Annotated in this window: 13 protein-coding genes; 1 reads left to right on the plus strand and 12 read right to left on the minus strand. The window is 60.2% G+C overall.

From position 1 onward, the window contains the following. Positions 1 to 2: 2 nt before the first annotated feature. Positions 3 to 1,061 carry a polysaccharide deacetylase family protein gene (locus DES49_RS11465; RefSeq protein ID WP_133736561.1) on the minus strand — a complete coding sequence of 353 codons (1,059 nt, stop codon included), beginning with the start codon at positions 1,059 to 1,061 and terminating at the stop codon, positions 3 to 5. Next, positions 1,058 to 1,675 (minus strand): DNA-J related domain-containing protein, encoded by a 618-nt coding sequence (locus tag DES49_RS11470; protein WP_166646068.1) that lies wholly within the window; start codon positions 1,673 to 1,675, stop codon positions 1,058 to 1,060. Before DES49_RS11470 ends, DES49_RS11465 begins: the two co-directional genes overlap by 4 nt. Before the next feature lie 145 nt (positions 1,676 to 1,820). Between DES49_RS11470 and ttcA the strand changes: the two genes are divergently transcribed. Then, on the plus strand, positions 1,821 to 2,681 hold the full coding sequence (ttcA, locus tag DES49_RS11475; RefSeq protein WP_133736563.1) for a tRNA 2-thiocytidine(32) synthetase TtcA: 861 nt from the start codon (positions 1,821 to 1,823) through the stop codon (positions 2,679 to 2,681). Positions 2,682 to 2,844: 163 nt separating this feature from the next. On the opposite strand, the gene hemN is transcribed toward ttcA, so the two are convergent. From hemN to ccoN, 10 genes are all read right to left on the minus strand, one after another. Further along, on the minus strand, positions 2,845 to 4,236 hold the full coding sequence (hemN, locus tag DES49_RS11480) for an oxygen-independent coproporphyrinogen III oxidase (RefSeq protein ID WP_133736564.1): 1,392 nt from the start codon (positions 4,234 to 4,236) through the stop codon (positions 2,845 to 2,847). 213 nt (positions 4,237 to 4,449) lie between these two features. Continuing rightward, positions 4,450 to 5,145, minus strand: a complete 696-nt coding sequence (locus tag DES49_RS11485; protein ID WP_133736565.1) for a sulfite exporter TauE/SafE family protein — start codon at positions 5,143 to 5,145, stop codon at positions 4,450 to 4,452. Continuing rightward, on the minus strand, positions 5,142 to 5,354 hold the full coding sequence (gene ccoS, locus DES49_RS11490; protein ID WP_133736566.1) for a cbb3-type cytochrome oxidase assembly protein CcoS: 213 nt from the start codon (positions 5,352 to 5,354) through the stop codon (positions 5,142 to 5,144). The genes DES49_RS11485 and ccoS overlap by 4 nt, the downstream gene beginning before the upstream one ends. Then, the gene (locus DES49_RS11495; protein WP_133736567.1) at positions 5,269 to 7,767 is read right to left on the minus strand and encodes a heavy metal translocating P-type ATPase; all 2,499 of its coding nucleotides are present in this window, start codon (positions 7,765 to 7,767) and stop codon (positions 5,269 to 5,271) included. The genes ccoS and DES49_RS11495 overlap by 86 nt, the downstream gene beginning before the upstream one ends. Further along, positions 7,751 to 8,281, minus strand: coding sequence for a FixH family protein (locus DES49_RS11500; RefSeq protein WP_133736568.1), 531 nt, complete (start codon positions 8,279 to 8,281; stop codon positions 7,751 to 7,753). The genes DES49_RS11495 and DES49_RS11500 overlap by 17 nt, the downstream gene beginning before the upstream one ends. Before the next feature lie 22 nt (positions 8,282 to 8,303). Next, positions 8,304 to 9,683: a cytochrome c oxidase accessory protein CcoG gene (gene ccoG / locus DES49_RS11505; RefSeq protein WP_133736569.1), complete on the minus strand. Its 1,380-nt coding sequence runs from the start codon at positions 9,681 to 9,683 to the stop codon at positions 8,304 to 8,306. Positions 9,684 to 9,704: 21 nt separating this feature from the next. Further along, on the minus strand, positions 9,705 to 10,613 hold the full coding sequence (gene ccoP / locus DES49_RS11510; RefSeq protein WP_133736570.1) for a cytochrome-c oxidase, cbb3-type subunit III: 909 nt from the start codon (positions 10,611 to 10,613) through the stop codon (positions 9,705 to 9,707). Next, complete coding sequence (locus tag DES49_RS11515; protein WP_133736571.1) at positions 10,606 to 10,806, minus strand: cbb3-type cytochrome oxidase subunit 3; 201 nt, start codon at positions 10,804 to 10,806, stop codon at positions 10,606 to 10,608. The genes ccoP and DES49_RS11515 overlap by 8 nt, the downstream gene beginning before the upstream one ends. 3 nt (positions 10,807 to 10,809) lie before the next feature. Next, on the minus strand, positions 10,810 to 11,418 hold the full coding sequence (gene ccoO, locus DES49_RS11520; RefSeq protein ID WP_133736572.1) for a cytochrome-c oxidase, cbb3-type subunit II: 609 nt from the start codon (positions 11,416 to 11,418) through the stop codon (positions 10,810 to 10,812). Continuing rightward, positions 11,415 to 12,857 carry a cytochrome-c oxidase, cbb3-type subunit I gene (gene ccoN, locus DES49_RS11525; protein ID WP_133736573.1) on the minus strand — a complete coding sequence of 481 codons (1,443 nt, stop codon included), beginning with the start codon at positions 12,855 to 12,857 and terminating at the stop codon, positions 11,415 to 11,417. The genes ccoO and ccoN overlap by 4 nt, the downstream gene beginning before the upstream one ends. Between the last annotated feature and the right edge of the window lie 48 nt (positions 12,858 to 12,905).

Below are 12,905 nucleotides of genomic sequence, written 5' to 3' on the forward strand. Positions count from 1 at the left end.
AGTCAGCCCTCAGGTGCATCCCGGTTGAACCAGGGCTGGGAAAGCCAGTAAAAACGGCCCTCGGTTGCGGGATAAGTGCAGTTGTATCGGGAACGACGACCCTCGAGCGCTGCCTCGGGCTGCACCCGGGCAACAGTTCCCCCGTTAGGCTCCAGTGCCTGAACATCCATCCGACCCTGGCCGGAAGCAAAACAGTTCAGGCTGGAAGCACGCCAGTCCTCGGGTAAGGGCATTTCCAGAGCTGGAGGATTGGTTTTTCCGATAACCGGGGAAGGGAGTTTCTTATAGGGCACCGGGAAGTTCCGGGCGCGCAGCTTGTCCTTGAGTGTATCAATACCCCCGAAGGCGTTGGCGACCGGGAAGCGTGGAATCGCGTAGGGGTTTGAGGCGGGCCCCAGTACCCCCGAATGCTGGGCGAAGCCATACCACCCACGCTCTGCAAGCAACTGGTCAACCTTTTCTGAAAACTCGCCGTAGGGGTGCGCAAAGAGTTGGGGCTCAATGCCAAGCTCTTCCTCAAGCCGTTCCGCGGCATCATCCAGGGCTGCGGCGACACGCTCGGTCTGCCGTTTTACGGATTCGCCTTCACGTCTCAGCAGCGAGGCATGATCCGACGTGTGGTTCCCGATGGTGACCAACTCATGGTCTGCCAGCTCCCTGAGTTGATCCCAGTTCATGTAACCGTTGATGCCGTCGTCGATCGCATCGGTCATGACGAAGATGGTAAAGGGTATTCCTCGTTCCTTGAGTATCGGCCATGCCTTCGTATAGACGCTCTCGTAGGCGTCGTCGAAAGTCAGTGCCACGCGCAGACGCTTATCCTCGTGCCCGTCAAGCGCTGCCCGGGTTGTCTTCTCACTGAGCCGGACCACCTCCATATCCAGCCCTTCAATGACCTCAAGCTGGTCCCGGAACAGGTCCGGTGTGGTGCTGGTCGAGGGCGGGGTGTCATCGGATACGTGATGGTAGGCCAGTATCGACACATCGCCCAGGGCTGAAGCCGGGACGAGTAGGGCAATGGCCGCGGCCAGGAAGGAGGTGCGTATACTGCTTGCTTTCATGATGAACCTCGAAAATGGTGCTTGATGGTTGCAATGGCGTGATTGAGGTCCTGGAGCCTTTCCTTGGAGCCGCCACGGTCCGGATGATGGGTCATGGCCAACCGCCGGAACTGTTTCTGGGCGGTGCCAAGGTCTGGCGGCGGGCATTCAATGTCCAGCAGGCTGCAGGCGGCGTTCAGTTCGCTCTCCAGCGGGCGCTGGATCCCGTTCCAGAAGTCATCCAGCATCCGGTTGATGGTCGCCTCGCCCAGGTCATGGTTCGAGAGGTCCAGGTAGAATGCCTGGAGCGGATCGGCCTGATCCGGCTGTCGGCTGTCCCCGCCCGTCAGCGGTCGTAACCGGATGGACAGGGCATTGATCTCAAGTGTTTCCCGGCCTTCCGTAACCAGTTCCTTGCGCCACTGGTACAGCGTATGGAACAGGAGGAAGTGGACGGGATACAGCGCTGCGGGTGTGTTGAAATCAATCTCGCCCAGTACGCTCCATGGGGGGCGTTGGAGTGCGCGCAGCAGTGCCAGCTCGCTCAGCCCGTCGGGATGGGTGCGTAGTATGGCCTCAACCGCCTCGGCAAGGCGTGACAGCAGCTCGTTCAGTGACTGCTGTGCCGGCTTCACTGGTCCAGGTCTTGTGGGGGCTTCCATGCCCATTACTATGAGTTGGCGGACGCAATTATGCAAACCCGGCGCAGTGCTGGCGACTGGTTGAGTCGGTCCGGATTCCGGTATAATTCGCGCGAATTCACGGCACGTTGATGGGCTCATGCAGGAAAAGGCAACCAGGTCGCCGAAGGACCAGCGGAACAGGCTCCAGAAGCGGCTGCAGCGCGAAACAGGGCGGGCCATCGCCGACTTCAGCATGATTGAGGACGGCGACCGGGTCATGGTCTGTCTCAGTGGGGGTAAGGATTCCTACACCATGCTGGATATGCTCCAGATCCTGCAGCATCGCGCGCCGGTCAGCTTCGAGCTGATTGCGGTGAACCTGGATCAGAAGCAGCCAGGCTTTCCGGAACATGTGCTGCCGGACTACATGGCCGAGCAGGGTGTTGAGTTCCATGTGCTGGAGAAGGATACCTACAGCATCGTCAAGGAGAAGGTGCCGGAGGGTAAGACCACCTGTGGGCTCTGCTCGCGGCTGCGTCGCGGCATTCTGTATAACTTTGCGGAAGAGCAGGGCGTCACCAAGATTGCCCTGGGGCATCATCGGGACGATATTCTGGAAACCCTGATGCTCAATATGTTCCATGGGGGGACATTGAAGGCGATGCCGCCGAAGCTGTTCAGTGATGATGGGCGTAATACGGTGATCCGGCCGTTGGCGTATTGCCGGGAGAAGGATATTGAGGCCTATTCGGAGCTGCGGGAGTTTCCGATCATTCCCTGTAATCTCTGTGGGTCACAGGAGAATCTGCAGCGGCAGATGGTGAAGGATCTGCTGAATGACTGGGATCATCGGTTTCCGGGGCGCATCGAGAATATGTTCCGGTCGATCCAGAATGTGGCGCCGTCGCATCTGGCGGATCCTAAGTTGTTCGATTTCGGGGGTGAGGTTTCCTCTGGGGAGCCGGAGGTGGTGTCGCCGGATCCTGGGTATGGGCGGGTTGAGATCGTTAACCTTTGAATTATCCCTAGATTGCTAGCGTAGTGCCGACGGGCGGAGCAGGGAGGCCTTTCCGGGAACCGCTATAAATACGTCCCTGTACGCTGCGCTTCGGCCATCCATGGCCTCAGAGCTTCCCGGAAAGGCCTCCCTGCTCCGCCCTGATCTGCGTCTTTCCCTGTCGCTAGATAATCTTTGAAAATCGCTGCGACTGCGCCTGTTGGTGGGCGTCGAAGAGTTGGCAGATGGCCCGGATCAGGATTCGGCCCGGGGGGCGGACGTCGAGGCGGTCGGGGGTGTCCTGGAGGAGGCCGTCGGCTTCCATGGTGTTCAGGCTTTCGCGGCAGTCGGCGAAGTGGGTGTCGAAGGATTCGCCCCAGGTTTCCCGGAAGAGGTTCTTATCCACGGTGAAATGGCAGATGAGGGCCATGATGACCCAGCGGCGGAGTTCGTCCTCCGGGGTCATGGTGTAGCCTTTCTTGAGCGGATGCCGGTTGAAGTCGACTTCGAGTTCCCAGGCGGCCTGGTCGTGGTGGTTCTGGAAGTAGGCTTTTTCGGTCTGGCCGATGGAGGAGACGCCCATGCCGATGAGGTCGCAGTGGCCGTGGGTGGTGTAGCCCTGGAAGTTGCGGTGCAGTTCGCCGTTGCGCTGGGCAATGGCGAGGCTGTCGTCGGGGCGTGCGAAGTGGTCCATGCCGATGTAGACGTAGCCGGCTTCCAGCAGGCGGTTGATGGCGTCCTGGAGGATATCGAGTTTTTCCGCCGGTGACGGGAGGTCTTCCTGGCGGATCCGCTGCTGGGGCATGAAGCGGTCCGGCAGGTGGGCGTAGTTGAAGACGGAGAGCCGGTCCGGGAGCAGCGCGATGACCTGGTCCAGGGTTTCGCGGAAGGATTCGCGGGTCTGGTGGGGCAGGCCGTAGATGAGGTCCATGTTGATGGAGCGGAACCCGAGTTTTCTGGCTTCTTCCAGGCGGTTGGCAACCATTTCGTAGGGCTGGATCCGGTTGACCGCCTTCTGGACTTTCGGGTTGAAGTCCTGGACGCCCAGGCTGATGCGGTTGAAGCCGATTTCCCGCAGTACGGCGAGGGTGTCGGGGCCGCATTCGCGGGGGTCGATTTCGATGGAGTGGTCGCCGCTGTCGTCCGTCGCCAGGTTGAAGTTCTGGTGGAGCACGCCCATGAGTTCGCGCATTTCATCGTGGCTGATGAAGGTTGGGGTGCCGCCGCCCCAGTGGAGCTGTAGTGACTGGCGTTCTGTTCCCCCGAAAAGCTGGGCTTTCATCTCGATTTCCCGGTAGAGGCGTTCGAGGTAGGGGGCGGCTTTTTCCCGCTTCTTGGTGACGATCTTGTTGCAGGCGCAGTAGTAGCAGAGGTGCGCGCAGAAGGGGATGTGGATGTAGAGCGACAGGGGGCGGTCGGATTGGCGGCTTTCGGTGGCGGCGGTTTCCAGGTCGCTGACGGTGAAGTCTTCGGTGAAGGACAGGGCCGTTGGGTAGGAGGTGTAGCGTGGGCCCGCCAGGTCGTAGCGCTGGATCAGGGATTCGTTCCAGAGCAGGTTGTTGCGTTCGGTCCCCATTGGCTTTCTCCGCACCGATTCATTTCGCCATCCAGTAACGGCGGGAGCGGGTGGGAGTATTGTCAGGGAAACGCTTTGAATACGTCCATGTACGCTGCGCTTCGGCCATCCATGGCCTCAGAGCTTCCCTGACAATACTCCCACCCGCTCCCGCCGTTACTGGATTATATCCGTTTTGCAGTCAGGGGCTCTTGACCAAACTCAAACGCGTGGTCAGTGGCCGTGGAAAAGCTGCTGCACCATCGGGATGGTCCAGATGCCGAAAAGGATGAGGGCGATGCCCATAATGGAGCGGAAGCTGCGGGATTGGCGGAGTTCGGTGATGCGGCGGGCCAGGAGGCCAGTGGCGAGCATGGCGGGGAGGGTGCCGAGGCCGAAGAAGAACATGATCAGGGCTGAGTGGCCGGCGTTGCCCTGGGTCAGGGCCCAGGCGAGGGTGCTGTAGACGAGGCCGCAGGGGAGCCAGCCCCAGAGCAGGCCCATGGGGAGGGCGCGGGAGAGGCGGTCCACGGGCATGAAGCGTTGGGTCAGGGGGGCGATGCGTTGCCACAGGGGGGCGCTGATGTTTTCCAGGCGCATGACGCCCTGCCACCATTGGCCGATGGCCAGGCCCAACAGGATCAGGATGATGCCGGCGATGGTTCTCAGGATCATACCGGCCGCGGGCGTGGCGTCGGTGAGGGCGGCGCCGGGGAGTCCGGCGAGCAGTCCGATCAGGGCGTAGCTGGTGATGCGGCCGAGGTTGTAACCGGCGAGGAGAGAGACCTGGCGGCGGCGGTAACCGGGGCCGACGGGCAGCGCCAGGCTCATGGAGCTGGCGATGCCGCCACACATGCCCAGGCAGTGGGTGCTTCCCACCAGGCCTATGGCAAAGGCGGAGGCAAGGGTGGCGAGCAGGGATTCAGTCATTGGTGTTCGTCCTCATCCTCTGTGTCATCGCTTTTCTTCTTCTGGCGGGCTTCGGGGGGAATACGGTCCTCGTCATCGTCAAAAAGAATGCTGTGGGCCGGGCCTTCCAGGTCGTCAAACTGGTCATTGCGTACCGCCCAGATCAGCACGCGCACGGCGATGCCAAGCAGGATCAGCGTGAGTGGTATCAGGATGTAGAGGATTTCCATGGTGTTTCATCCGTCCAAGGCGAAGGGCATTCATCACCACCATAACCGAACTGGCGGACATACCGGCGGCGGCCAGCCAGGGAACGATCAGTCCAGCCATGGCCAGCGGCAGGATGGTGATATTGTAAAGGAGTGACAGGCCCAGGTTCTGTCGTATGACACGTCGCGTGGCGGGCGCCATTGTCAGCGCGGTGCGCAGGGGGTGCAGTGATTCGCCGAGCAGGATCGCGTCGGCTCTCAGCCGCGCGATGTCGCTGGCACCGGCTACTGCCACGGATAGTCGGGCACCTGCGAGGACCGGCAGGTCGTTGAGGCCATCACCCACCATCATTACTTTATGGCCCTGTTCCTCGAGGCTCCGAATGAAGGCGAGCTTGCCCTCCGGTGAACATCGGCCCTGCCATTCATCCAGGCCCAGTGCATGAGCCGTTTCTGTAACCTGCGCAGACTGATCCCCGCTGAGCATGATCACCCGGTACCCCATACGGCGAAGATCGGCGAGAGTCTCCCGGGCGTCTGCGCGCGGCTGGTCGTTCAGCGTGATCCGCGCCAGCCAACCATCATCACGGGCCAGGTAGATACCCAGTTGTCCATCATCGCTTTCCGCGACGGCCCTATCCAGGCCCAGGGTGCGCTGCACAAAGGGCTCTGAGCCAACGGCGTAGCGTTTACCCTCAAGGGTGCCGGTGAGCCCCTCCCCGGGCGTGTTGGTCAGTTGGGAAAAGGGCTTGGCGGCGATTCCTGAAAACGCCCGCGCAATCGGGTGCTCAGAACCTGTCTCAAGGCCGGCGGCCAGCTGTTGGCACTGGGTTTCGTCAAGGTCACCCAGAAGCTGGACTCCGGTGATATTGAGCCGTCCCTGGGTGAGGGTGCCAGTCTTGTCAAAAACCAGGGTGTCGACTGTTGAGAGCGCTTCCAGCGTCGTGCCACGGGTTGGCAGGAAGCCTTTTTCGCGCAGCGCGGAGGTGGCCACGGTCAGCGCCGTTGGCGTTGCCAGAGACAGGGCGCAGGGGCAGGTTGCCACCAGAACGGCCAGGGCAATGGCGAATGCACGTTCCGGTTCGATCAGGCTCCAGGCGATGAAGGTGAGGGCGGCGGCAATAAGGACGCCAGTCACGAACCAGGTGGCCACACGGTCCGCTGCGACGGCGGTGGCTGGCTTCTCCTCCTGGGCACGATCAAGGAGGCGCGTGATGGCGGAAAGGCGGGTCTCATTACCGGCCTTGTCCACGCGCACCTCCAGTGGGCTCTCCGTGTTCAGGGTACCAGCCGAGACGGCGTCACCGGGGTGACGGGACACGGGCAGGTACTCGCCGGTGAGCATGGACTCATCAATGGCGGATTGGCCGTTTACAACGGTGCCGTCAGCGGCCAGGGTATCGCCCGGCCTTACCCGGATCACATCTCCGGGCGACAGGCTCCGGGAGGGCACCACGTGGTCTCCATCGGCCTCGATGCGCAACGCGGTTCCCGGCATGGCGTTGATCAGTGACACGCTGGCCAGGCCGGCCCGATAGCGGGCACGGGCCTCCAGGAACCGCCCCAGGCCAAGGAAGAAGGTGAACATGCAGATGGACTCAAAGTAGACGTGTTCACCGCCGAACAGGGTTACCCAGGTACTCGCGAGGTAACCCCCCGCAATGGCGATGGAGACGGGAACGTCCATGCCTGGATGGCGCTGCTTCAGATCCCGCAGGGCGCCGGAAAAGAAAGGCAAGGCGCTGTACAGGACCACCGGCGTCGCGATGAGCAGGCTGGCCCAGCGAAAGAGCTGGATCATGGCGGTATCCGTTCCCGCCGTAAGGCCAAACTGCAGAGGGTAGGCCAGCATCATTGTCTGGAAGCTTGCAATGCCGGCAATGCCGATGCGGATCATGGCCCGTTTCTGTTCCGCCTTGATCCGGTTTTCCCATTCACCGGGGCGAAAGGGAGCGGCTGAAAAGCCAAGTTCGCGGATGCCCAGCAGGAGCTGACCCAGGCTGGTTGTGTCCGGATCCCAGACAAGGTGGGCTCTCTGTGTGCTGTGATTGATGCTGATGCTCTCGAGCCCCGGAACCTTTTCAAGGTGGCGCTCAATGAGCCAGATGCAGGCCGCGCAGGTGAGGCCTTCGACCATGAGCCAGGTTTCGCTGAGACCGTCCTCCCGTTGCTGAACCACTTCCGACTGGAGCAGTTCGGAGTCGTAGTTCAGACATTCCTCGCGCACCCGCTCATCCAATGGTTCCGGCGTAACCGCCGGTGCCTCGCGCTGCTGGTAGAACTGTTCCAGCCCCTCGTTGCGGATGATGTCGCTCACCGCGCGGCAGCCATAGCAGCAGAAGTACCGTTTGGCACCTGCCACCGTTGCGCTTATGGGGCTCTCATCCGGGAGGGGTTCACCGCAGTGAAAGCAGGCTTTACCCGGGTCGGTCATTGGCACGGGCCTCGCGGATGGGCTTCAGAACCAGTGGCTCTTCCCTGGGAAGCTCCAGCTCGCCTTTGAGACGCCATTCGTTGTCGGCGTTGCGGATATCCAGGTACCAGCGTCCCTCACTGAGCTCATCGATCCGTGCCCGGTACTGGCCGGCACCGGTTCGCTGTGCGGTGACACTCTGGTCGCGGTCGCCAAGGGTGGGGTGGAGAAGTTCAATCTTGAGCTTATCCCAGTTACGCTGCTGTTCAGAGTTCAGGGTAATGTCCAGATGTTTACCCGCACTGGCATCCACTTCCGCGGTCAGCCCAAGACTGGCGGCCTCCACATCCCGGCTCAGTTCCCGGTTAATCCCCATCCCCTCGTCATAGTAATCATCCTCAACCATGGAAACCTGGTAATTGAAGGACACGATGATCAGGAAAATACTCCAGATTACGGCTGCCGCCGGGATGGCAATCAGGACCCAGGGCCAGGGCTCCCGATACCAGGGGCGTTGCTTGTCGTCGTCTTTCATTGTCTGCCTCCAGCCGGGAAAACTAACGTCCCGGCCCGATAAAGGTTGTTTCCGAGGTTGCGCTGGACTCGCTGTTGACCGCGTCAACGCGGAGCTTGACCGGAGTACTCACCTCATCGATCTGGTCACGCGGAATCTGCACAACCGCCGGCAGGGTCCGGGAATCCAGGCTATCGATCCGGGTCTCAATGGGCTCAAGCAGTTCAATACCGTCTGGGCCCAGCGGCGTTACCCGATAGGTATTGGCTTCGGACTCCCGATTGGTGATCTTGAGCGTATAGGAATTCTCAATGGTTCCTCCACTTCCGGTCTGATAGAGACCTCCGCGATCGCGGGTGATCTCAAGCTCAACAGGGGCCCGGCTGGTCAGCATCCAGCCCGCGGCTGCAATCATTAAGCCCATGGCAATGCCGTAGCCCAGTGTGCGCGGCTGGAACCAGTGCTTCTTACCGCTCTCTATTTCGGTTTCCGTTGCATATCGGATGAGCCCGCGATCGTAGCCCATCTTGTCCATCACCTCGTTGCAGGCATCCACGCAGAGGCCGCAATTGATGCATTCGTACTGCAACCCGTTACGGATATCGATCCCCGTTGGGCACACCTGCACACAGATGCCACAGTCGATGCAGTCTCCCAGTCCATGCTCGGCGCGATCCGCATCCTTCTTTCGGGGGCCTCTGGGTTCGCCCCGGTTAAAATCATAGGTGACCGTGCGGGTGTCCGGAGAGAACATAACGCTCTGGAAGCGGGCATAAGGGCACATATAGAGGCAGACTTTCTCGCGCAGCCAGCCTGCATTGAGATAGGTGGCCAGGGTGAAAAAGCCGATCCAGAATCCCGCCCAGGCGGTGGTGAGATTGAGCGTGAAAATGTCGGGCACCAGCTCCCGGATGGGATAGAAATACCCCACGAAGGTCACGCCGGTCCAGAACGCGACGCCCAGCCATAGCGCGTGTTTTGCAACCTTTCGCGGCAGCCATTCCCGCAGGCTCCCTTTGCGGTCAAGTTTCATGCGTTGATTGCGGCTGCCTTCCACCTTCTCCTCCAGCCACATGAAGATGAAAGTCCATGCGGTCTGTGGACAGGTGTAGCCACACCATATCCGGCCGAAAAGGGTGGTGATGAAGAAAAGCCCAAACGCACAGATGATCAGCAGGAGCGTTAGGATAAAGAAATCCTGGGGCCAGAAGGTGGCCCCGAACAGGTGGAACTGCCGGTCGGGCAGATCAAAATGGATCAGCGGTCGACCATCAACCTGAATCCAGCAGACCGCGAAGTAAAGCCCCATCAGTGCCCAGAGCGAGACGGTCCTTATCTTCTGGTAAAATCCCGTGGCACTGCGGACGTAGATTTTGTCGGAGCCCTTATCGGGCTCCACCTGACGCACGGGAATTGATTTCATTCAGCCTTCTTTATTTGCTGGTTACTGTTCCGCCTTTCTGTGTTGCCCGGAAAGGCGATAGACATAGGCGGCCAGAAGATGGATCTGGTCTTCCGAGAGCTGGGTCTGTGCCGGCATGTGCCCAGCACGCCCGAGCTGCAGGGTTTCCATCAGCGTCTCCCGGTCGCCACCGTAAAGCCACGTATCGTTGGTGAGGTTGGGCGCTCCCATCCCCTGGTTACCCTTGCCCTCGGGGCCGTGACAGCTTGCGCAGGCGTTCTGGTACAGCTCTTCGCCGCGCTCCGCCGCGTCGGAATCCTCACTGCGGTCATTAAGCGCCAGCACGTGTTCGACGATGTCGCCCAACTGCTCATTACTCAGGTTGGGATTGACGCCCCTGGCCGGCATGTTCGCCTGGCGGCCATTGGTGATCGTCTCCTTGATGGTTTCCGGATCGCCGCCCCAGTTCCATACGTCATCCGTCAGCCTGGGGAAACCGAAGCCGCCGCGCCCCGCCGAGCCGTGGCAGGTCGCGCAATTGTTGGAAAACAGGCGCTGGCCTGCCTTCATGGCTTCATCGTTGCGGGCCAGTTTGGGGACTTCCGTCTCCGCATACTGCGCGAAGAGCGGCCCGTATTCCTCCTCGGCGGCGGCCACCTCCTGTTCGTACTGCTTGACCTGACTCCAGCCAAGGAGGCCCTGATAGTTGCCCAGGCCGGGATACAGAACGAGATACACCAGCGAGAAGAGGATCAGCAGAACAAACATCCAAACCCACCATTTCGGCAGGGGGTTGTCCAGTTCATCGATGCCGTCCACCTCGTGGCCCATGCTCTTGTTCTCGACCTTGTCCGAGGACTGGTTCCGTCGGACCGTCCACAGGAGCCACCAGCACCCGAAAACCACGATCAGCGTCAGAGCGCTGATCCAGATACTCCAGAAACTACTCATCGTCTTTGCTTCCCCGTTGCTGTTCACGAGTGCGTGCGTCGATCTCCTCGTCCTCAAAGACGAGGTGCGCCGCTTTGTCGTTTTCGGATCTCCGTTTCGGGCTGAAGGCCCAGATGCAGATGCCCACGAAGATCGCGATCATGATGAGGGTATGAATCCCGCGAAACTGGCTGAGAATGGTTCCCCAGTCCATCGCTCACCTCTTCTCCGGCAGGGCTGTACCCAGCTGTTGCAGATAGGCGATCAAGGCTTCCACTTCGAAGGTGCCGCGCACGTTCTCCGCTGCATTCTCGATCTGTTCATCCGTATACGGGACACCGAGTGTGCGCAGGGCTCTCATCTTATCCGCGGTATACGATGGGTCGACCTTCTGCTCGAAAAGCCAGGGGTAGGCCGGCATGTTGGATTCCGGCACAACCGAGCGCGGGTCGTACAGATGCAGCCGTTGCCAGGCGTCCGAGTAACGGTCACCGACTCGGGCAAGGTCAGGTCCGGTGCGCTTTGAGCCCCACATGAAGGGGTGGTCATACGCGAATTCGCCCGCAACGGTATAATGACCGTAACGCTCGGTCTCTGCCCGGAAAGGTCGCACCTTCTGGGTATGACAGACGTGGCAGCCTTCCCGGATATAGATATCACGTCCCTCGAGTTCCTTGGCCGACAGCGGCTCAAGGCCTTCAATGGGCTCCGTTACCTCTGAATCAAAGAACAGGGGAACAATTTCCGCAAGGCCACCGAGACTGACAACCACAATGATCAGACCGACCATCAGGCCAAGGTTTCTCTCAACAATTTCGTGTTTCATGCGCTTGCCCCCTGCACTGCGTCAGTGGAATTGTCCAGGGCTCCGGTTTCGCTCTGGCGGATGGTGCGCCGGACGTTCCAGGCCATGACGAGAACCCCTGCAAGGAAGAGCCCGCCGCCGATGAATCGGACCACGTAACCCGGATAACTCGCTTCAACGGATTCAACAAAGCTGTAGGTCAGGGTGCCATCGTCGTTGACGGCCCGCCACATCAGGCCCTGGAGCAGTCCGTTGATCCACATCGAGACCGTGTAAAGCACTACGCCGAGCGTCGCCAGCCAGAAATGGAGATTGATGGCCGGAATACTGAACATCTCCTTCAGCCCGTACAGGCGCGGGAACAGATGATACAGGGCCCCGAAACTGATCATTGCCACCCAGCCGAGAGCGCCGGAGTGCACGTGACCGACTGTCCAGTCGGTGCTGTGGGAGAGGGCGTTGACGGTACGGATGGACAGCAGCGGCCCCTCGAACGTCGACATGCCATAGAATGACACTGCCACGATCAGGAAGCGTAGTATCGGGTCCGTGCGCAGTTTGTACCAGGCGCCGGACAGGGTCATGATGCCATTGATCATGCCGCCCCAGCTGGGTGCAAGCAGGATCAGCGACATGATCATGGAGGTGGTCTGCGCCCACTCCGGGAGGGGGCTGTAATGGAGATGGTGTCCGCCAGCCCAGACATAGGTCGCGATCAGCGCCCAGAAATGCACGATCGACAGCCGGTAGGAATAGATCGGGCGATTGGCCTGTTTCGGCACAAAGTAATACATCATGCCAAGGAATCCGGCGGTCAGGAAGAAGCCGACGGCATTGTGCCCATACCACCATTGGACCATGGCATCGATGGTGCCGGGGTAGATGGAATAGGACTTCCAGAAACTGACCGGGATCGAGAGGTTATTGACCACGTGAAGAATGGCGATGGTCACGATGAAGGCACCGTAGAACCAGTTCGCCACATAGATATGCTTAACCCGCCGCCGTGCAATGGTTCCGAAGAACACGTAGGCATAGGTCAGCCATACGACGGCGATGAGGATATTGATGGGCCATTCCGGTTCCGCATATTCCTTGGTTGTCGTATAACCCAGCGGCAGGGTAATAGCGACAAGCACAATCACGGCCTGCCATCCCCAGAAAGTGAAAGCGGCAGCTTCGTCCGAGACCAGGCGTGCCTGCGAGGTCCGCTGGACCACGTAATAGGAGGTGGCAAAAAGCGCACTGCCGGCAAACGCGAAGATCACCGCGTTGGTGTGCAGCGGTCTCAGCCGCCCAAAGCTGGTCCAGGGGAGGTCAAAATTGAGTTGTGGCAGAAACATCTGGGCGGCAATGAATACCCCTAGTCCCATGCCAACAATCCCCCAGACTACGGCCGCTATGGCAAACTGTCGTACAACCTTGTAGTTGTAGGTTTCCGCAGGGGTTTCTGTATGCATTTTGAGTTCTTCCGGGTCCTTTGAAAAATCAGTCGAAGCTTAGATGCT

Source organism: Halospina denitrificans (genome assembly GCF_004364635.1).
GTDB lineage: Bacteria > Pseudomonadota > Gammaproteobacteria > Pseudomonadales > Oleiphilaceae > Halospina > Halospina denitrificans.